The 19381-nt window shown below is 61.7% G+C and carries 23 protein-coding genes and 1 tRNA gene; 12 read left to right on the top strand and 12 right to left on the bottom strand.

Features of this window, described 5'->3' with window-relative positions:
• Positions 1–10: 10 nt before the first annotated feature.
• The 3 genes from AC3ISR_RS16905 to arsC are packed head-to-tail and all read right to left on the bottom strand — an operon-like array spanning position 11 to position 1363.
• On the bottom strand, positions 11–415 hold the full coding sequence (locus AC3ISR_RS16905) for a DUF2069 domain-containing protein (protein ID WP_192296536.1): 405 nt from the start codon (positions 413–415) through the stop codon (positions 11–13).
• Positions 399–1013, bottom strand: a complete 615-nt coding sequence (wrbA, locus tag AC3ISR_RS16900; RefSeq protein WP_192296535.1) for an NAD(P)H:quinone oxidoreductase — start codon at positions 1011–1013, stop codon at positions 399–401. The genes AC3ISR_RS16905 and wrbA overlap by 17 nt, the downstream gene beginning before the upstream one ends.
• Entirely contained in the window at positions 1010–1363 is a 354-nt protein-coding gene (gene arsC / locus AC3ISR_RS16895) for an arsenate reductase (glutaredoxin) (RefSeq protein ID WP_192296534.1), read from the bottom strand. Before arsC ends, wrbA begins: the two co-directional genes overlap by 4 nt.
• A 115-nt stretch (positions 1364–1478) precedes the next feature.
• Here arsC and AC3ISR_RS16890 point away from each other — a divergent pair, with 115 nt between their 5' ends.
• On the top strand, positions 1479–1940 hold the full coding sequence (locus AC3ISR_RS16890; protein WP_192296533.1) for a TlpA family protein disulfide reductase: 462 nt from the start codon (positions 1479–1481) through the stop codon (positions 1938–1940).
• A gap of 141 nt (positions 1941–2081) precedes the next feature.
• Here the strand turns inward: AC3ISR_RS16890 and AC3ISR_RS16885 are convergent, their stop codons facing one another.
• From AC3ISR_RS16885 to AC3ISR_RS16870, 4 genes are all read right to left on the bottom strand, one after another.
• A complete protein-coding gene (locus AC3ISR_RS16885; protein ID WP_192296532.1) occupies positions 2082–2486 on the bottom strand; it encodes an META domain-containing protein in 405 nt (134 codons plus the stop codon).
• Complete coding sequence (locus tag AC3ISR_RS16880) at positions 2483–2923, bottom strand: hypothetical protein (protein ID WP_192296531.1); 441 nt, start codon at positions 2921–2923, stop codon at positions 2483–2485. Before AC3ISR_RS16880 ends, AC3ISR_RS16885 begins: the two co-directional genes overlap by 4 nt.
• A 71-nt stretch (positions 2924–2994) precedes the next feature.
• Positions 2995–3984 carry a 2-hydroxyacid dehydrogenase gene (locus AC3ISR_RS16875; protein WP_192296530.1) on the bottom strand — a complete coding sequence of 330 codons (990 nt, stop codon included), beginning with the start codon at positions 3982–3984 and terminating at the stop codon, positions 2995–2997.
• A gap of 101 nt (positions 3985–4085) precedes the next feature.
• Complete coding sequence (locus tag AC3ISR_RS16870) at positions 4086–6839, bottom strand: response regulator (protein ID WP_463983594.1); 2754 nt, start codon at positions 6837–6839, stop codon at positions 4086–4088.
• Positions 6840–7044: 205 nt separating this feature from the next.
• Here AC3ISR_RS16870 and AC3ISR_RS16865 point away from each other — a divergent pair, with 205 nt between their 5' ends.
• Together AC3ISR_RS16865 and AC3ISR_RS16860 are read left to right on the top strand one after the other, a co-directional pair.
• Entirely contained in the window at positions 7045–7773 is a 729-nt protein-coding gene (locus tag AC3ISR_RS16865) for a response regulator transcription factor (RefSeq protein ID WP_463983595.1), read from the top strand.
• A complete protein-coding gene (locus tag AC3ISR_RS16860) occupies positions 7760–9148 on the top strand; it encodes a sensor histidine kinase (protein ID WP_192296527.1) in 1389 nt (462 codons plus the stop codon). Before AC3ISR_RS16865 ends, AC3ISR_RS16860 begins: the two co-directional genes overlap by 14 nt.
• On the opposite strand, the gene AC3ISR_RS16855 is transcribed toward AC3ISR_RS16860, so the two are convergent.
• Positions 9134–9649 (bottom strand): DUF2062 domain-containing protein, encoded by a 516-nt coding sequence (locus AC3ISR_RS16855; RefSeq protein ID WP_192296526.1) that lies wholly within the window; start codon positions 9647–9649, stop codon positions 9134–9136. The two genes, AC3ISR_RS16860 and AC3ISR_RS16855, sit on opposite strands and share 15 nt — an antisense overlap.
• Before the next feature lie 135 nt (positions 9650–9784).
• Here AC3ISR_RS16855 and AC3ISR_RS16850 point away from each other — a divergent pair, with 135 nt between their 5' ends.
• The 8 genes from AC3ISR_RS16850 to murB are packed head-to-tail and all read left to right on the top strand — an operon-like array spanning position 9785 to position 16606.
• Positions 9785–12037 carry a DNA internalization-related competence protein ComEC/Rec2 gene (locus AC3ISR_RS16850; RefSeq protein WP_463983596.1) on the top strand — a complete coding sequence of 751 codons (2253 nt, stop codon included), beginning with the start codon at positions 9785–9787 and terminating at the stop codon, positions 12035–12037.
• 47 nt (positions 12038–12084) lie between these two features.
• Positions 12085–12720, top strand: a complete 636-nt coding sequence (locus AC3ISR_RS16845; protein WP_463983597.1) for a MotA/TolQ/ExbB proton channel family protein — start codon at positions 12085–12087, stop codon at positions 12718–12720.
• The gene (locus AC3ISR_RS16840; protein ID WP_192296524.1) at positions 12717–13145 is read left to right on the top strand and encodes an ExbD/TolR family protein; all 429 of its coding nucleotides are present in this window, start codon (positions 12717–12719) and stop codon (positions 13143–13145) included. The genes AC3ISR_RS16845 and AC3ISR_RS16840 overlap by 4 nt, the downstream gene beginning before the upstream one ends.
• The gene (gene lpxK, locus AC3ISR_RS16835) at positions 13145–14155 is read left to right on the top strand and encodes a tetraacyldisaccharide 4'-kinase (protein WP_463983598.1); all 1011 of its coding nucleotides are present in this window, start codon (positions 13145–13147) and stop codon (positions 14153–14155) included. Before AC3ISR_RS16840 ends, lpxK begins: the two co-directional genes overlap by 1 nt.
• A 24-nt stretch (positions 14156–14179) precedes the next feature.
• Positions 14180–14365, top strand: a complete 186-nt coding sequence (locus AC3ISR_RS16830) for a Trm112 family protein (protein ID WP_192296522.1) — start codon at positions 14180–14182, stop codon at positions 14363–14365.
• Positions 14362–15126: a 3-deoxy-manno-octulosonate cytidylyltransferase gene (gene kdsB / locus AC3ISR_RS16825; protein ID WP_192296521.1), complete on the top strand. Its 765-nt coding sequence runs from the start codon at positions 14362–14364 to the stop codon at positions 15124–15126. Before AC3ISR_RS16830 ends, kdsB begins: the two co-directional genes overlap by 4 nt.
• Positions 15126–15590 (top strand): low molecular weight protein-tyrosine-phosphatase, encoded by a 465-nt coding sequence (locus tag AC3ISR_RS16820; protein ID WP_463983599.1) that lies wholly within the window; start codon positions 15126–15128, stop codon positions 15588–15590. The genes kdsB and AC3ISR_RS16820 overlap by 1 nt, the downstream gene beginning before the upstream one ends.
• Positions 15587–16606 carry a UDP-N-acetylmuramate dehydrogenase gene (murB, locus tag AC3ISR_RS16815; RefSeq protein ID WP_192296519.1) on the top strand — a complete coding sequence of 340 codons (1020 nt, stop codon included), beginning with the start codon at positions 15587–15589 and terminating at the stop codon, positions 16604–16606. Before AC3ISR_RS16820 ends, murB begins: the two co-directional genes overlap by 4 nt.
• A 62-nt stretch (positions 16607–16668) precedes the next feature.
• Here murB and AC3ISR_RS16810 read toward each other — a convergent pair whose 3' ends face one another.
• A complete protein-coding gene (locus tag AC3ISR_RS16810) occupies positions 16669–17340 on the bottom strand; it encodes a Bax inhibitor-1/YccA family protein (RefSeq protein ID WP_192296518.1) in 672 nt (223 codons plus the stop codon).
• A 152-nt stretch (positions 17341–17492) separates the two neighbouring features.
• Here AC3ISR_RS16810 and AC3ISR_RS16805 point away from each other — a divergent pair.
• Positions 17493–17583 (top strand) — tRNA-Ser (locus AC3ISR_RS16805).
• Positions 17584–17661: 78 nt separating this feature from the next.
• Here AC3ISR_RS16805 and AC3ISR_RS16800 read toward each other — a convergent pair.
• The 3 genes from AC3ISR_RS16800 to AC3ISR_RS16790 form a co-directional block, all read right to left on the bottom strand.
• The gene (locus AC3ISR_RS16800; protein WP_192297245.1) at positions 17662–17859 is read right to left on the bottom strand and encodes a hypothetical protein; all 198 of its coding nucleotides are present in this window, start codon (positions 17857–17859) and stop codon (positions 17662–17664) included.
• Positions 17860–17912: 53 nt separating this feature from the next.
• Positions 17913–18452 carry a hypothetical protein gene (locus tag AC3ISR_RS16795; RefSeq protein ID WP_463983600.1) on the bottom strand — a complete coding sequence of 180 codons (540 nt, stop codon included), beginning with the start codon at positions 18450–18452 and terminating at the stop codon, positions 17913–17915.
• A 138-nt stretch (positions 18453–18590) separates the two neighbouring features.
• Positions 18591–19358 carry an ArsR/SmtB family transcription factor gene (locus AC3ISR_RS16790; RefSeq protein WP_463983601.1) on the bottom strand — a complete coding sequence of 256 codons (768 nt, stop codon included), beginning with the start codon at positions 19356–19358 and terminating at the stop codon, positions 18591–18593.
• Positions 19359–19381 lie beyond the last annotated feature (23 nt).

The raw sequence follows: 19381 nt of genomic DNA, 5'->3' as shown, positions 1-19381 counted from the left end.
TCACTACAGGTCAAGGTGCGAGCTGTCGGTTGAGCTGATGCCGCCAGCGCACATACAGCAAGGCCGTACAAAACACCGCCAGGCTCGCCAGCATCTCCAGCACCCCGAACCACTGGCGGTTCGGGTCATACGCCGCCAGCGCGCCCTTGATGAAATACAGGTTCACCGCAAAGCACATCCACGAATGCCCGCGCGCACTGCCCAGCAGCATTCCCGGTGCGAGCAACAGCAGCGGCACCAGTTCGATCAGCAGGATCACCCACGGCCGTGCGCCGTGCAGGTCGGCGACGAACAGGTAATAGCCGCACAGCAACCCCACCAGCCCAAAGAACGCCAGCAGGCTCAACGCCCGTGCAACCTTGACCCGTGGCTCCAACCACGCCTGGGGCGGCAAGACCTTAGGCTTTCTGGCCACGGCCGCTCTCCAGCAATGTGGCGGTGTTCGCCAGGCGCAAGCCCAGGGCGCGGCACAGGGCGATCTCATGTTGATCGAGCAGGCGCTTGCCGTCCGGCCCGGCGTGGTGGCTGGCGCCGTAGGGCGTGCCGCCGCCTTGGGTGTCGAGCAATGCCTGTTCGCTGTAGGGCAAGCCGGTGATCAACATGCCGTGGTGCAGCAATGGCAGCAGCATCGACATCAACGTGGTTTCCTGGCCGCCGTGCAGGCTGGCAGTGGAAGTGAACACCCCGGCCGGTTTGCCGACGAGGGCGCCGGTCAGCCACAGGTTGCTGGTGCCATCGATGAAGTACTTGAGCGGCGCGGCCATGTTGCCGAAGCGGGTCGGGCTGCCCAGGGCCAGGCCCGAGCAGTGCTTCAGGTCGTCGAGGCTGGCATACAGCGCGCCTTCCTCCGGGATGCTCGGCGCCACGGCTTCGCACTCGGTGGAGATCGCTGGAACGGTGCGCAGGCGCGCTTCCATGCCGCCTTGCTCGATACCCCGGGCGATCTGCCGGGCCATTTCGCTGACCGAGCCGTTGCGGCTGTAATACAGCACCAGCACATACGGTGTGGTCACGGCAGGATCTCCAGCACGTTTTCTGGCGGGCGGCCGATGATGGCTTTGTCGGCGGTTTCCAGGATCGGCCGTTCCATCAACTTGGGGTGCGCGGCGATGGCGGCGATCAGTTGTGCTTCGCTGAGGCTGGCGTCGGCCAGGTTGAGGGTCTTGTATTCGTCTTCGCCGGTGCGCAGCAATTGGCGTGCGCTCAGGCCCAGCTTGGCGAGCAAGGCCTTCAGTTGCGCGGCGTCCAGCGGGGTTTCCAGGTAACGCACCACGGTCGGGGTGAGGCCACGGGCTTCGAGCAGTTCAAGCGCACCGCGGGATTTCGAGCAGCGCGGGTTGTGATAAAGCGTCAGATCGGTCATGTGCGGGTCGCATCTTGCGTAAGGTGGCAGGTATTCTACCTGCGCAGCGTCCCGTCCTTAAACCGTAAGAGGCGATAGGTCGCAGCCAACGTTCATTTTTACGAAGGATTACCCCATGACAAGTCGACTGATCGGTGCATTGGCGATCATCACAACCCTGCTACTCAGCGGCTGCGGCAATGACTACGGCGTTGACCAGTACGGCAAGAAAGTCGCGGCTGAACGCTTGGATAAACAATGGGTCGTGGTCAATTACTGGGCCGAATGGTGTGGCCCGTGCCGTACCGAGATCCCTGAGCTGAACGCCCTGGCGGATCAGTTGAAAGGGCAGAACGTCGGGGTGTTCGGGGTCAATTTCGACAATGTGCAGGGTGAGGAATTGAAGGCCGCCAGCGAGAAGCTGGGGATCAAGTTCACGGTGCTGGCGCAGAACCCGGAAGGGATCTTTGATATACCGCGCAGCGAGGCGCTGCCGGTAACTTACATTATTGATGACAAGGGCAAGGTGCGTGAACAGTTGATGGGGGAGCAGACGGCGGAAGGCGTGATCGCAAAGCTGAAGGCACTACGCGGTTAAAGCAACAACACCAAACCAATGTGGGAGCGGGCTTGCTCGCGAAAGCGGCTGATCAGACAACACATCTGTGACTGATCCACCGCTTTCGCGAGCAAGCCCGCTCCCACATTTTGACCTCGTTCAATCCTGAAATGGTTGCTGTCAGCCTTCTTCCAGCCACAGGCGGATCGGCTTGCCTTCTGCCGGCCAGAAACGCGTTTGCTCGATCGGCGAGATGTCCCAGCGCTGCACGCCTTGCAGGGCCTGGAAGAAGCGGTGTTCCTGCTCCATCAAGGCCTCGGCGCAGAGTTTGCGGGTGCTGCCGATCTGGCCGAAGCTAAGCTTGTCGCCCTCGAGGGTGTACGGTGCGAACCAATGGTTGCAGCCGCCGTTGCCATAGGCACGACCGTCCTCGCCGAGGGTGACCGTCAGGTGCGCGTAGTCCATCAGTGGCCGCTCACCGATCCATTCCACCACGTAGCTGTGATCCTGCTTGAGCTTGGCCGTATCAGCGGCGCAACCCGTGAGGGCCGCACCTGCGGCGGCGAGCAGAAGCAGGCCTTTCATTGTGCGGCCTGCTGGCATTTCGGGCAGCGGTGCTTGTCGCCCTGGCTGGCCCAGCCCAGCTCCTTGATGCGCGCATTGGCGGCCGGTTGCAGCGGCTCTTTGCTCAGCTTGGTTTCCACTGCGAATTCAAACTCCAGCACGGTGTCGCAGCTGTCGCAGTTGACCTTCCAGGTGTGAATTTCCAATTCGCCGAATTTCGGCCCGTGGGCCATGGCGACCCATTGACCCGCCGGGCGGATGGAGTAGCGCGCGTCGCCTTCGACGGTGAGGCGCATCGACAGGGTTTTGCTGCCGCGCAGGGTGACGATCAGCACGTCGCCGTGCTTGATCGAACCACCGTTGCCGGTGATCTGGTAACGGCCCGGCACCAGGGCGCGGCATTCGATCAGGGTGTGTTGCGGGCTCAGCAAGCTGAAGCGGAAATCGTGTTCGGCCATGGATCCTCCAAATAGGCGCGGCATCCTATCACGGGTGCCGGCCCATCATGAGCCTGGTATGTGACCGCTGATCATCCTTCAACGAGGTTCTGCGTGCGGCCCTCGGCCCACGCGGCGATGTTGGCGAGGGTCGTGCATGCAATCGCCGACAGCGCCTCGCGGGTAAGAAACGCCTGGTGTGCGGTGATGATCACATTGGGGAAGGTCAACAGGCGTGCGAGTACGTCGTCTTGCAGGGGCAGGTCGGAGCGGTCCTCGAAGAACAATTGCGCCTCTTCCTCGTACACATCCAGCCCCAGGTAACCGAGCTGGCCATCCTTGAGCGCTTCGATCAGTGCCGGGGTGTCGACCAGGCCGCCGCGCCCGGTATTGATCAGCATCGCGCCTGGCTGCATGTGCGCCAGGGAGTTGGCGTTGATCAGGTGTTTGCTGTCGGCTGTCAGCGGGCAATGCAGGCTGATGATCTGCGCTTGGGCCAGCAGTTCGGGCAGGCTCACGTAGCGGGCGCCGAGGGCCAGCACCTGCGGGTTGGGGTACGGATCGTAGGCGAGCAACTGGCAGCCGAAACCGGCCATGATCTTGGCGAACGTCGCACCGATCTGTCCGGTGCCGACCACTCCGACGGTCTTGCCGACCAGATCGAAGCCGGTCAGGCCGTGCAGGCTGAAATCGCCATCGCGGGTGCGGTTGTAGGCGCGGTGCAGGCGGCGGTTGAGGGCGAGGATCAGCGCCACCGCATGTTCGGCGACGGCGTGCGGCGAATAGGCGGGCACGCGCACGATGGTCAGGCCCAGGCGCTTGGCGGCGGCCAGGTCGACATGGTTGTAACCGGCCGAGCGCAGCGCGATCAGGCGGGTGCCGCCTTTGGCCAGGTGTTCCAGCACCGGGGCGCTGAGGTCATCGTTGATAAAGGGGCAAACCACTTCGTGGTGTTCGGCCAGTGCCACGGTGTCGAGGTTGAGGCGGGCGGGTTGGAATTGCAGCTCCACGCCGGAGGGTAGCGCCTCGCCGAGGAAGCTGTCGCGGTCGTAGGCCTGGCTGCTGAAAAGTATGACGCGCATAAAAAATGCTCCCTGCGATTAATCATTTGAAAACACATGACCCTTGTGGGAGCGGGCTCCCACACAAGCCCGCACATAAGGCGGTTTCCTGAAGCGTTGCTTCAGGCGCTGACCCGCGCTTCGCTCGCCAACCGCGCAATCGCCATGTCCAGTTCGTCCAGGGCATGCAAGGCCTTTGCATCGTCCTGTTTAAGCAAGGTCTCGGCACGTTGGCAGGCGGCGCGCAGTTGCGGCACGCCGCAATAACGGGTGGCGCCGTGCAGGCGGTGGACGCGTTCGATCAGCGCGTTGTGGTCCTTGGCTTCGCGGGCCACGGTGATGGCCAGGCGGTCGGCTTCCAGTGAGGCCAGCAACATGGCCAGCATGTCGGCGGCCAGGTCGGTCTTGCCGGCGGCCAGGCGCAGGCCTTCTTCATGATCCAGCACCAGCAGCTTCACGGCTGGGGCGAGGCCGTCGGTGGCACGCTCCGGTACCTGGTTGCGCAGGGCCAGGCCGGTCCATTTGAGCACCACCTGGGCCAACTGCCGCTCGCTGATCGGTTTGGTCAGGTAGTCATCCATGCCGCTTTGCAGCAGGGCACGTTTTTCGTTGGCCATGGCGTGGGCGGTGAGGGCGACCACCGGCAGCGGCGTACCGTGGCGCTCGCTTTCCCACTGGCGAATCGCCTCGGTGCTCTGGCGTCCGTCCATGCCGGGCATCTGCACGTCCATCAGCACCAGGTCGAAGGTTTCCCGTTTGACCGCGTCAATGGCGGCGAACCCGCTTTCTACCGCTTGGACCTTGGCGCCCATGTCTTCCAGCAGGGTCTGCACCAGCAGCAGGTTGGCCGGGTTGTCGTCCACGCACAGCACCCGTGGCGCGCGGCTGGACAGCGGCTCGCCGGGCTCGCTGCGCGAGGGCCGCGGGCTGATCAGGTCGGCCAGGGCACGGCGCAGTTTGCGGGTGCAGGCGGGCTTGGCCTGCAGCTGGCTGTTGGGGTTGGGTACCGACTGGGTGAACAGCATCTGTTCGGTGGTCGGGCACAGCACCAGAACCTTGCAACCCAGGTGCTCAAGGTCCCACAGGTGCTGGTTGAGGCGCTCCGGTGGGATGTCATTGGCGGTGATGCCAAGTACGGCGAGGTCGATGGCCTGCTCGGTCTGATGGGCGCTGGTGATGCCGTTGGTCAGGCTTTCCAGGCTGTTGAACGGCGTGACTTCCAGGCCGCAGTCTTCCAGCTGATGCTGCAGGGCCTGGCGCGCCAGTTCGTGGTTCTCCAGCACCGCCACGCGGCGCCCGAGCAATGGCGCAGAGGGCAGGTCTTCGAGGTCGTCACGGGTTTTGGGCAGGTTCAGGCTGATCCAGAATTCCGAGCCTTCCCCAGGCGTGCTGTCGACACCGATTTCACCGCCCATCTGTTCAATCAAACGCTTGGAAATCACCAGGCCCAGGCCGGTGCCGCCAGGCTGGCGCGACAGCGAGTTATCGGCCTGGCTGAAGGCCTGGAACAACGCGCGCACATCCTGGCTGGACAGGCCGATGCCGGTGTCCTGCACGCTGATGCGCAGTTGCACGCTGTCTTCCTGTTCGTCTTCGATCATTGCCCGGGCGACGATGGTGCCTTCGCGAGTGAACTTGATCGCGTTGCTGATCAGGTTGGTCAGGATCTGTTTAAGGCGCAGCGGGTCGCCCACCAACGCCAGCGGGGTGTCGCGGTAGACCAGGCTGACCAGCTCCAACTGTTTGGCATGGGCCGCAGGAGCGAGGATGGTCAGGGTGTCCTGCAGCAGATCCCGCAGGTTGAAGGGCACGCTGTCGAGCACCAGTTTGCCGGCCTCGATCTTCGAGAAATCGAGGATTTCGTTGATGATGCCCAGCAGGTTGTCGGCGGATTTTTCGATGGTGCCCAGGTAGTCCAGCTGGCGCGGCGACAATTCGCTTTTTTGCAGCAGATGGGTGAAACCAAGGATGCCGTTGAGCGGAGTGCGGATTTCATGGCTCATGTTGGCCAGGAACTCGGACTTGATGCGGCTGGCCTCCAGGGCCTCCTTGCGCGCCAGGTCCAGCTCGATGTTCTGGATCTCGATGGTTTCCAGGTTCTGGCGCACGTCTTCGGTGGCCTGGTCGATGCTGTGCTGCAGTTCTTCCCTGGCGTTTTGCAGGGTTTCGGCCATGCGGTTGATGCCCGAAGCGAGCTGGTCCAATTCCTGGCTGCCCAGCGGCGGCAGGCGGGTTTCCAGGTTGCCGTCCTTGAGCTGGGCTACGGCTTGCTTGATCAGGCCAATCGGCGAGTTGATGGTGCGGCTGATGCGCAGGGCCAGGGCTGCGGTGCAGATCAGCCCGATGGCGATCAACAGCAGGCTGGCGAACAGGCTGCGATAGCCACGCAGCAACATGCCGTTGTGGGACAGTTCGACTTCGACCCAGCCCAGCAGGCGGTCAGCTTCGTCGGGGATCAACTCGCCCGCGAGGTTGCGATGACGGCCAAAGACTGGCAGCAGGTAACGCGTTGCATCGTTGCCGGTGCGTTGCAGCAGGTGCGAACTGTTGCCGATGGGCGGCTGGTTGAGCATGGTCGGGCCGGCGTGGGCTTGGGGCGTGCGGTCCGGGCTGAGGAACGACACGGCGCGCACGTCCTGCTGCTCCAGTGACTGGGTGGCGATGCGCTCCAGCAGCTCGGTGTTCTTCGCGCTCAGGGCCGGGGCGACCAGCGGCGCCAGTTGCTCGGCGATCATTTCGCCGCGTTGCAGCAATTGGGTCTGCAATTCCGACAGTTGCATCCAGGTGAAATAGCCCCCCAACAACAGGGCCATCAGACTGGTCGGTAATAAGGTCAGCAACAGTACGCGGCCTTTTATCCCCATTCTTCTAAGCACGCCACTCTCCTGCTACCACACTGTTATCGATAAACCACGCCAGCATCCGGGCCGCGCCACCTGCGCAGTGTAGCCATTTGCGCGGCGTCGGATCTTGCAAATTAATGATATGAGGCAATCTTCGGGCCATTGGGGGGCGGATGGCGATTGCCTGCGGCGGGTTAATCTTGAATAATCGGCCATTGAGAATGACTTGCAGACGCTAATGAATCCCGCAGCAGTTGGCCTACCCAGTATCCTGAGCATTGAAGATGACCCTGTGCTCGGCGCCTATGTCCACGAGCATTTGGGGCGCTGTGGTTTCCAGGTGACGTGGTGCCAGAACGGTCAGCAGGGCTTGCAAATGGCCCGTGACCAAGCGTTCGACGTGGTGCTGATGGATATTCTGCTGCCGGGGATGGATGGCTTGTCGATCCTCACGCATTTGCGCCAGAGCCACTCGATCCCGGTCATCCTGATGTCGGCCCTGGGCGCCGAGGCCGATCGTATCAGTGGCTTTCGCCTGGGGGCGGACGACTACCTGCCCAAGCCGTTCAGTATGGTCGAATTGCGCGTGCGCATCGAAGCCATCCTGCGCCGGGTGGCCCTCGACCGCCGGCCTTTGCCGAGCCTTTCACCGCCGCGCGACGATGCGCCCACCCTGCGTTTTGACGACGAGCTGTGCGACGTTCTCTATCAGGGGCAGTGGGCCGGGCTGACGCGCAGCGAATACCGCTTGCTGGAAACCCTGCACCGCAACGGTGAAGAAGTCCTCAGTAAAGCCTTCCTTTATCAGCACGTGTTGCAGCGCGGCTATGCGCCCCATGATCGCAGCCTCGACATGCACATCAGCCAGATCCGCCGCAAGCTCAAGGCCGTTGGCTACGGCGAGCGCGAAGTACGCACGGTGTGGGGCAAGGGCTATGTGCTGAGCGGTGCCGATGACAGCCTTTGAACGTCCGTTGCAGCGGTTGCCGGGCAAGCACTCGTTATTCTGGAAACTGGCGTGCCTGTTGATCGCCTTCTGTTTGTTGATGATCTGGCTCAGTTGGTCCTGGGGTCGGTACATGGAGCAGAAGAACCAGTACCTGTCCGACGAAGCGAGGATCACCTTGAGTGGTTACGCGGTCAGTGCCGAGCAGGCCTGGAACCGCGGTGGGCACGCTGGGGTTGATGCGTGGCTGCAGCAGATGGGCACGCGTGAGCGCACCTGGATCGGGGTGATCGGCAATGACTTGCAGTCCTTGAGCAGCTACCCGTTGAGCGACAAGGAAAGCCAGCGCCTGACGTTCCTGCGTGGGCTGGACTGGCCGGTCAGCCGGCATGTGAAAGGCTTGCCGTGGTTGAAAATTCCCTTCCCGGTGAACCCGGAGGCGGGTTCGCTGGTGATCGAGTTGCCGCAACGTTTTATGCCGGGGCGCTACCAGGTGTTCTGGCGAGTGGTGACCAATGGGGTTATCCCCGGTTTATTCACGTTGCTGCTGTGCATCGGGCTCTATCGCCTGCTGATCATGCCCCTCAATCAACTGCGTGAGCAGGCCAATGCCTGGCGCGCCGACCAGTTGAATACACGGTTGTCCCAGGCGGCCATCAGTCGCCAGGATGAGCTGGGCGAATTGGGGCGTGCGTTTGATCACATGTCCGAACGCCTGCAGGGCACGGTGGTCTTGCAGCAACAACTGCTGCGGGACATGTCCCATGAACTGCGCACCCCGCTGAGCCGGCTGCGGGTGGCGTGCGACAGCGAACAGGATCTGACGCAACTGCGTGAGCGCTTGAGCCGGGAGATCGACGCAATGCAGCGCCTGGTGGAGGACAGTCTGCAACTCGCCTGGCTGGATACCGAGCGTGCGCCGCTGCCCCGGGAAGACATTCAGGTGCAGGCGTTGTGGGACATGTTGCGTGAGAACGCCTGTTTTGAAAGTGATTGGCCGGCATCGCGCCTGCCGTGCCTGCTGGGCGCCGATTGCTGGGTGCGCGGCAACCTCAACGCGTTGGCCCAGGCCCTGGAGAATATCCTGCGCAATGCCATACGCCATTCGCCCGTCGAAGGTGCAGTGAGCCTGGATGGGCGGCGCGAGGGGGATTACTGGCACTTGTGGCTGGAGGATCAGGGCGGTGGTATCGATGAGCGCGATCTGGAGCGTATCTTTGCGCCGTTCACCCGCCTGGATGGCTCGCGGCCCGGCGACGGCGGCTTTGGCCTGGGCCTGAGCATCGCGCGCAACGCCGTGCAGCGTCAGGACGGCAGCCTGTGGGCGCAAAACACCGGACAAGGCCTGCGCATTCACCTGCGCCTGCAGGCGCGCCAGGCCTCAAGCGCGACGTAGCCTGCGCTTCTTCCATTGGTGGGCCACCCACCAGCGCCAGTAGCCCATGGTCAGGCAATAGGCCAGCGCGCCCAACACCAACCCCAACACCACTGAACCCAGCAGGAACGGCTGCCACAGGGTGCTCAGCTGGCCGCTGATCCACTCCCAGGTCAGGTCATCGGGCAGGCTGCGTGGCGGCACATTCATCAGCCAGGCGCCGGTCAAATAGGTGCAGAAGAACACCACCGGCATGGTGATCGGGTTGGTCAGCCACACCAGGCTGACGGCGATGGGCATGTTGCCGCGCACCGTGATCGACAGGACCGCCGCCAACAACATCTGCAACGGAATCGGGATAAACGCCGCGAATAAACCCACGGCCATGGCCCGTGCCACCGAGTGCCGGTTGAGATGCCAGAGGTTGGGGTCATGCAGCAACGTGCCGAGGAATCGTAAGGACTTGTGTTCCCTGATACTGCTGGGGTCGGGCATGTACCGTTTGAATAAGCGCCGAGGCATAAGGCTTCCAGATCAGATCGAGGGGCAAGTATGCCCACATTCTATAAACAGAAAATTCAGACTTTGTGACAAAACATCAAAGGCAGCACCGGGCGCTCGGCTAAGACTGAATGGATCACTTGAAAGGGATGATCCATGAGAGCAGGGATGTTCGCGTTTGCACTGGGGTTGTTGACCCTGCGCTTTTTACCGGTGTTGCCGCCGGTCGGCCTGCTGCTGGCCATGCCAGTGGTGGCGTTGATGTTGTTGCCATTTCGCACCTATTGCCTGGCGTTCTTTCTATTTGGCTTGAGTTGGGCGTGCCTGAGTGCGCAGTGGGCGCTGGATGATCGCCTTAGGCCGGCACTGGATGGGCAGACACGCTGGCTGGAAGGGCGTGTCGTCGGGTTGCCGCAGCAGACTGGCAGCGGTGTACGGTTCGAGCTGGCCGACAGTCGCTCGCGCAATACCCGGTTGCCCAAGCGTATCCAAGTGTCCTGGCACGCTGGGCCGGCGGTGCACAGCGGTGAACGCTGGCGCGTGGCGGTCACGCTCAAGCGGCCGGCGGGGTTGCTTAATTTTCATGGCTTTGACCGCGAGGCCTGGTTGCTTGCCCATCGTATAGGCGCCACAGGCTCGGTAAAGGATGGCATGCGCCTGTCGCCTGCGCGTAACGCCTGGCGCGACAGCGTGCGCCAACGCCTGTTGAGCGTGGATGCCCAGGGGCGCGAGGCCGGGTTGGCGGCGTTGGTGCTGGGGGACGGTTCGGCACTGGCGCCCCAGGATTGGCAGGTGTTGCAAGCCACCGGCACGGTGCACCTGCTGGTGATTTCCGGCCAACACATTGGTTTGCTCTCGGGGTTGATCTACGCGCTGGTCGCCGGGTTGGCGCGCTACGGCTATTGGCCGCGGGCCCTGCCTTGGCTGCCGTGGGCGTGTGGCTTGGCGTTTGCCGCTGCGCTGGGCTATGGCTTGCTGGCAGGGTTCGGTGTGCCCGTGCAGCGTGCCTGCGTGATGGTCGGGCTGGTGCTGCTGTGGCGCTTGCGGTTTCGCCATCTGGGTGCCTGGTGGCCGCTGCTGCTCGCGCTCAATGGGGTATTGGTGCTGGAGCCGTTGGCCAGTTTGCAGCCTGGATTCTGGTTGTCGTTCGCGGCCGTTGCCGTGTTGGTGCTGGCGTTCAGCGGGCGCTTGGGCGCTTGGAGTGTGTGGCAGGCGTGGACCCGCGCGCAGTGGCTCATTGCACTCGGTTTGTTTCCGGTATTGCTGGCGCTGGGGCTGCCGATCAGCCTGAGCGCGCCGTTGGCCAACCTGTTCGCGGTGCCCTGGATCAGCCTGGTGGTGTTGCCGTTGGCGCTGCTCGGGACTGCACTCTTGCCGCTGCCATGGGTGGGCGAGCATCTATTGTGGCTGGCCGGTGCTGCGTTGGACGGACTGTTTCGCGGCCTCGCGTTGCTGGCGGAACAACTGCCGGCCTGGACTCCGGCCGAGGTGCCGCTGGGCTGCTGGCTGATCAGCCTGTCGGGCGCGGTGTTGTTGCTGTTGCCCAAGGGCGTGCCGTTGCGCCTGCTGGGCTGGCCGATGCTGTTGCTGGCGGTGTTTCCACCCAGGGAATCAGTGCCCCATGGGCAGGTCGAGGTGCTGCAGTTGGATGTCGGGCAGGGTCAGGCATTGATCCTGCGCACCCGTCGGCACACCCTGCTTTACGATGCGGGGCCGCGTTCGGGAGCGTCCGATCTGGGCGCCAGCGTGGTGTTGCCAGCGTTGAAAAAGCTCGGGGTAGGGCGGTTGGACATGCTGCTGCTGAGCCATGCCGACGTCGACCACGCCGGTGGGGCCGCCGCGGTTGCCCGTGGGTTGGCCATCCGCCGGGTAGTGGGCGGCGAGACCGAAAGGTTGCCGACATTTCTCGGGACCCAGCCATGTGTGAGCGGCGAGCGTTGGGAGTGGGACGGCGTGGTGTTTGAGTTGTGGCAATGGTCGGACGCGGTTGAAGGCAACGCGAAGTCCTGTGTGTTGCAGGTCCAGGCCAATGGCGAGCGCCTGTTGCTGACCGGCGATATTGACCGCGCCGCCGAGCGGGCCTTGCTTGAGTCGCCCCTGGCGGTGGCGACCGACTGGCTGCAGGCACCCCACCATGGCAGTCGCAGTTCTTCGTCCTGGCCCTTTGTACAAAGGCTTTCGCCCCGCTCGGTGTTGATCTCCCGCGGCCGTGGCAATGCGTTTGGCCATCCTCATCCGCAAGTGCTGGAGCGCTACCAGGCGCTGGGTAGCCGGATCTACGACAGCGCCGAGCAAGGGGCCGTGCGTCTGCGACTGGGCGCCTTCGCACCGCCGATTGTTGCGCGCAGTCAACGTCGTTTCTGGCGTGATGCATTACCCTTTGAGCCTGAGGTCGGCGAACCCCGCTGACGAACCGATATGGTAAAGTGGCGCACTTTTTCGAGGGGACATTCACTGTGTGGGAATTGGTCAAATCCGGTGGTTGGATGATGTTGCCGATCATCATGAGCTCCATCGCCGCACTCGGCATCATCGCCGAACGCCTGTGGACCCTGCGCGCCAGTCGCGTCACCCCCGAACATCTGCTGGGGCAGGTGTGGGGCTGGATCAAGAACAAGCAGCTCGACAAGGAAAAACTCAAGGAACTGCGCGCCAACTCACCTCTAGGTGAAATCCTCGCCGCCGGCCTGGCCAATTCCAAGCATGGTCGCGAGATCATGAAGGAGTGCATCGAGGAGGCCGCCGCCCGGGTCATTCATGAGCTGGAGCGCTATATCAATGCCCTCGGCACCATTGCCGCCATGGCCCCGTTGCTCGGTTTGCTGGGCACCGTGCTGGGCATGATCGACATCTTCAGTTCGTTCATGGGCTCGGGCATGACCACCAACGCTGCCGTACTGGCCGGTGGTATTTCCAAGGCACTGATAACCACGGCCGCCGGCCTGATGGTCGGGATTCCTTCGGTGTTCTTCCACCGTTTCCTGCAACGGCGCATCGATGAATTGGTGGTGGGCATGGAGCAGGAGGCGATCAAGCTGGTGGAAGTGGTACAGGGCGACCGTGATGTGGATCTGGTCGAGGGTCGAGCGTGAAATTTCGCCGCAAGCAACGGGAAAACGTCGACATCAACCTCGCGTCGTTGATCGACGTAGTGTTTATCCTGCTGCTGTTTTTTGTAGTCACCACCACCTTCACCAGGCAGACCGAGCTGCGCGTCGACTTGCCCGAAGCGGTCAGCGGCTCGCCGGCAGAAGACCAGCAGGTCAAGCAACTGGACATCGCCATCAGTGCCGAGGGGGTGTTTTCGGTGAATAACCAGGTGCTGGAGAAAAACGACCTGGCCAGCCTAATGGATGCCTTGCAGCGAGAATCCGGCGGCGATACCAAGATGCCGCTGTCGATCAGTGCCGATGGCAAGACCCAGCATCAGGCGGTGATCACGGCGATGGACGCTGCTGGCAAGCTCGGTTTCAGCCATCTGCGCATGAGTACCGTCGAGGCGGCGAGCCAACCCTGATGGCCATGTCCGATCGTTTACTCAAGGCCTGGTATGAAGGGCACCCGGCGCTGTCGCTGTTGCGCCCGCTGGAGTCGCTGTATCGCCGCGTCGTGCAGGGCAAGCGCGCACGCTTCCTGGCGGGCGAGGGCGAGATCTATCAATCGCCGGTGCCGGTGGTGGTGGTCGGCAATATCACGGTGGGCGGCACCGGCAAGACGCCGTTGATCCTGTGGTTGATCGAGCACTGCCGTCGCAGCGGGTTGCGTGTGGGGGTGGTCAGCCGGGGTTATGGCGCCAAGCCGCCGCAGTTGCCGTGGCGGGTCGAGGCCAGCCACAGTGCTGCAGTGGCTGGCGATGAGCCACTGCTGATCGTGCAGCGTTGTGGCGTGCCGCTGATGATCGATCCCGACCGCAGCCGTGCAGTCAAGGCGCTGCTGGCCAGTGAAACCCTGGACTTGATCCTGTCCGATGACGGCCTGCAACACTATCGCCTGGCCCGCGACCTGGAACTGGTGCTGATCGACGCCGCGCGCGGCCTTGGCAACCGCCGCTGCCTGCCTGCCGGGCCGTTGCGCGAGCCAGTTGAGCGTCTTGAGAGCGTGGATGCGCTGCTCTATAACGGCGCCGCCGCTGATCGCGAAGATGGCTTTGCCTTCCGTCTACAGCCCACGGCGTTGATCAACTTGAAGACCGGTGAGCGTCAATCGGTCGAGTATTTTTCGTCTGGCCAGCAGGTTCACGCGGTTGCCGGCATCGGCAACCCGCAACGTTTCTTCAACACGCTTGAATCGCTACACTGGCAGCCGATCCCCCATGCTTTTGCCGACCATGCGCCCTACAGCGCAGAGGTCTTGAATTTCACGCCATCATTGCCGCTGGTCATGACCGAGAAGGACGCGGTCAAGTGCCGCGCCTTTGCCCGGCCCGACTGGTGGTATCTTGCGGTGGATGCGGTGCCGTCGCCGGCGTTCGTCGCCTGGTTCGACACGCAACTGATGCGACTGTTGCCCGCCCGTCTCTTGCCTTAAAACGCTTCTTTCCAGGAAACACTCATGGACACCAAACTGCTCGACATCCTCGCTTGCCCTATCTGCAAAGGCCCGCTCAAGCTCAGCGCCGACAAAACCGAGCTGATCAGCAAAGGCGCCGGCCTGGCTTTCCCGATCCGTGATGGCATTCCGGTCATGCTGGAAAGCGAAGCCCGTACCCTGACCTCCGATGAGCGCCTGGATAAATGACCACCGCCTTTACCGTTGTCATTCCTTCGCGCTTTGCCTCGACCCGCTTGCCGGGCAAACCGCTGCAACTGATCGGCAACAAGCCGATGATCCAGCTGGTGTGGGAGCAGGCCTGCAAGAGCAGCGCGGAGCGGGTGGTGGTGGCCACCGACGACCCACGCATCATCGAAGCCTGCCAAGGCTTCGGCGCCGAAGCAGTGCTGACCCGCGAAGACCACAACTCCGGCACCGACCGTTTGGCCGAAGTGGCCACGCAGCTGGGCCTGGCGCCCGATGCCATCGTGGTCAACGTACAAGGCGACGAGCCGCTGATCCCGCCAAGCGTCATCGACCAGGTGGCTGCCAACCTCGCTGCCCACGGCGAAGCACGCATGGCGACGCTGGCTGAGCCGATTGAAGACATCGCTACGCTGTTCAACCCGAACGTGGTGAAAGTGGTCAGCGACATCAACGGCCTGGCACTAACCTTCAGCCGCTCGACCTTGCCTTGGGCGCGCGACGCCTTCGCCAAGCATCCTGACGCGTTGCCGGAGGGTGTGCCGTATCGCCGCCACATCGGCATCTACGCCTACCGCGCCGGATTCCTGCATGACTTCGTCAGCTGGGGCCCCTGCTGGCTGGAAAACACCGAATCCCTGGAACAACTGCGTGCCTTGTGGCATGGCGTGCGCATCCACGTCGGCGACGCCCTGGAAGCGCCGCCCGCCGGTGTTGACACGCCGGAAGACCTTGAGCGCGTCCGTCGCCTGTTGGGGGCCTGATGGAAGTCCTGTTCGTCTGCCTGGGCAACATCTGCCGCTCGCCAACGGCCGAGGGCGTGTTGCGCCAGAAGTTGCGCGATGCGGGGCTGGCCGGGCAGGTTGAAGTCGCGTCCGCCGGCACTGGTGACTGGCATGTCGGCAACCCGCCGGACCAGCGCAGCCAGCGTGCGGCGCTGGCGCGCGGCTACGACCTTTCGGCGCAGCGTGCGCAGCAGGTCGGTCGAGCCGACTTCGCGCGCTACGACCTGATCCTGGCCATGGATCACAGCAACCTGCGCAACCTCAAGGCGCTGCAGCCGGGGCAGGGCAAGGCAGAGCTGGACTTGTTCCTGCGCCGCTATGGCGCTGAGGTCGACGAGGTGCCAGACCCATACTACGAAGGCGAACAAGGCTTTGAGCGGGTCCTTGACCTGATCGAGCACGCCTGTGACCTATTGGTGATCGAAATTAAGGGGCGGTTATGACCTTGCACGTGCTTGCGCAGGTATCGCTCAAGCCCTTCAACAGCTTTGGCATCGACGTGCGCGCGCGACTGTTCGCCGAAGCCCGCAGTGACGCCGATGTTCGTGAGGCCCTGGCCTACGCCGCCGCACAGGCGCTGCCACTGCTGGTGATTGGCGGCGGCAGCAATTTGCTGCTGACCCAGGACCTACCGGCATTGGTGTTGCGCATGGCCACCCAAGGTATTCGGGTGTTGCAGGACGATGGTCAGCAGGTGATCGTTGAAGCCGAAGCAGGCGAGGCCTGGCACCCCTTTGTGCTCTGGACCCTGGAGCAAGGCTTTTGTGGCCTGGAAAACCTCAGCCTGATCCCCGGCACCGTCGGTGCCGCGCCGATGCAGAATATCGGCGCCTATGGCGTAGAAATCAAAGACGTATTCGCCGGCCTGACCGCCCTGGATCGCCAAACCGGCGAGCTGCGGGATTTCAGCCTGGAGGAATGCAACTTCGCCTATCGTGACAGCCTGTTCAAACACGAAATCGGGCGCTGGCTGATCCTGCGCGTGCGTTTCGCCCTGAGCCGCGTCAGCCACCTGAAACTCGACTACGGCCCGGTGCAGCAGCGCCTGGCCGGGCAGGGGATCACCGAGGCGACACCGAGCGATGTGAGCCGCGCCATTTGCAGCATCCGCCGCGAAAAACTGCCAGACCCGGCAGAGCTCGGCAATGCTGGCAGCTTCTTCAAGAACCCGTTGGTCTCCCAAGCCCTTGCGGCTGAACTGCAAGCCTTATACCCCGATCTTGTGGCCTACCCGCAGGCAGATGGGCAGATGAAACTCGCTGCCGGTTGGCTGATCGACAAGGCTGGCTGGAAGGGCTTTCGGGATGGCGATGCGGGCGTGCACAAGCTGCAGGCGCTGGTGCTGGTCAACTATGGTGCCGCCACCGGGCACGATATTGCAGACCTGGCGCTACGTATCCAGCGCGACATTGCCGAACGCTTCAAGGTGGACCTGGAGATGGAACCCAACCAGTACTGATCCCTTGAAAACAAGAAAGCCCCGCATCTTTCGATACGGGGCTTTTTTTGTGTCGGCTGAAATCAGTCGTCGCGGCTCATGATGCCGAAGATCTGCAACAGGCTGATAAACAGGTTGTAGATCGACACATACAGGCTGATGGTCGCCATGATGTAGTTACGCTCACCGCCGTGGATGATCGCACTGGTCTGGAACAGGATGCACACCGAGGAGAACAGCACAAAACCCGCGCTGATCGCCAACTGCAGGCCGCTGATCTGGAAGAACATGCCGGCTACCACAGCCGCCAGCAGCACGAAGAAGCCTGCGGTGATGAAACCGCCCAGGAAACTCATGTCCTTACGGGTGACCAGCACGTAGGCCGACAGGCCACCAAACACCAGTGCAGTCATGGCAAACGCCGAACTGACCACTTGCGCACCGCCGGCCATGCCGAGGTAGCGGTTAAGGATCGGGCCGAGGATAAAACCCATGAAACCGGTCAAGGCAAACGCCGATACCAGGCCCCAGGCCGAATCGCGCAGTTTGTTGGTCAGGAAAAACAGACCGTAGAAGCCGATCAGCACGACAAAAATGTTCGGATAACCAACACGCATCTGCTGCGCCACGAACGCCATCACGCCGCTGAATGCGAGGGTAAGGGCGAGCAAGCCGTACGTGTTGCGCAATACGCGGCTGACTTCAAGCTGCTCAGCCTGCGCGTTGCCATTCACTGCGTAATTCTGTTCGCGCATGGCGACACTCCTTGAGTTTTGAAACGTTCAGTCGCAAAGATCATAACAGACGCTCTGTAACAAGCGATGGCGAGAGTTTGACAGTGTGTTTCATTCGGGTATTATGGCGCCCGCTGAGACGGGATGGTCTATTCTAATCCTGTGATGCAAAAGGGAAATTGGCAGAGTGGTTGAATGCACCGGTCTTGAAAACCGGCGAACGTTAATAGCGTTCCCAGGGTTCGAATCCCTGGTTTCCCGCCAAGATTCATACGAAAGCCCCGTTCTTACGGGGCTTTCGTGTTTCTGGCATTCGGGAAGCGGGAAGCGGGAGGCGTCTTTTCATAGGTATTCCATAACTATTGTGGACGTGTTCCAGAACTTTTCTATTTTGACGGCTTCGCGGTCGCGCCGATCCTCCTGTAAACCCGCTTGGTAATTTCCTGTCCGCTGTGCCAGCAGCAGGTTCGCGTCGCCAATAATCAACGTCATCGCCTCGCTCTGCTCAGTAATGCCAGACCACTCCATCAGATCGACCAAGGGCTAGCGTATTCCAAGTCTGACACGGCATCGATGATGCAAAGTGTCACTGCTTATTCTTCCTTAAAACAGTAGATCGGAGGCTGATCTTTGGGAGTGATTATGAAGGACGGGAAATCGGTGATTGTTACCGTCTTGTATAGCCTTAGATCGCTTCCAGTAGGGGGGAGAGTACTGCGCATTTTGTTCGCCACAATGGACTCGCTAGCTGGATTTGAAGGGCTGAATGAGACAGTTAGGCTATCTGGGTCAATATCAACTAACTCACCGTCATCTTCCATGGTTGCTCGCGACTGGTAATTCACGGTCATTGTGGTGGTTGATGATCCCTGCGGGACAAACGTTACGCTCACATCAGTACGGGTCAGGTTCCCCGATCTTTCTTTGATGTGCGCGCGAGTTTTCAGGAGCGTTGGCAATAAATTTTTCCCGTTTCCTTCAAGCCGCGTCTCACAGCTAATAACACTACCGGGCGGGTATGCGGCATTGAGCTTGAGCATTTCTTCCCGCGTTATAGCTTCGACATTCATCGAGCACAACACCGCAATACCGATACCCGTAGGTAGTAGAAACGTTTTGTAGATGTGATTCATATCCCTATCCTTCGATGTTGAAGCTCCGGTGGTGCTTAAATCCAGAAAAAGGTAGGCGTCCCGCCAATACACCTTGATTTTCGATATGGCACGCGAAGCAATGCCTGCTTCTTGATAGGTGCTTAAAGGAATAAGTAATTATCCTCCCGGCAGAGCCGGTTCGGCGGGTGGTGTCGCATTCCGCGCGACTGATCTCTCCCTCTCATTGTTTTCCAAAATGATCCCGAATAGGCCAGACAGCTCCTTTCGTCCCTTGGATGTCAATGCGAGTGCCCGGCTATCAAGGTCTTGGATAACCCACTTGCGGCTTATGACCGTCTGTAGAAAAGCCGCTCCGAGTGCTCCGGCAAGATGAGGGCGCCGCATGCTCCAGTCCAAGCAGGAGCACGCGAAACGACGCCGCTGTGCCCTTACCTTTTCTATCTCGATACCGAGCCCGGTCATGGCTTTTTCGCCGCTCATCGTAAGCTGATACAACTCCCCGGAAACTGGCACGGTCAACCAGCCTGACTCCACGAAATGATCGTGCAGTTGTACAGCCAGTGTTCCTGCCATGTGGTCATAACAGGTACGCGCGAACTGCAGTCGGGTTGGGGTCGTGGACACATATCGTGTAGGTGCGTTTTGGCTGATCACCATGAGGGCCTCAATAGCCTGGGCCACTTGCGCGTCAGCCAGACTGTAGTAACGATGCCTGCCTTGCGTGTGCAACTTTACCAACCCGTCCTCTTTTAGTCTTGCCAAATGCGCGCTCGCCGTGGACGCACTGACGTCGGCGATGACGGCCATTTCGGTGCTGGTACGGGCGTGGCCGTCCATCAGCGAACACAGCATTTTCGTCCTCGCTGGTTCGGCAATAGCGCCGGCTACCCGAGAAATCGCGGTGTCATTGCTTCGAGCGTCCATATTTCGTTCCTGAGCGAATCGTC

Source organism: Pseudomonas sp. GL_117 (assembly GCF_057835125.1).
This window is presented reverse-complemented; position numbering and strand designations above follow the sequence as displayed.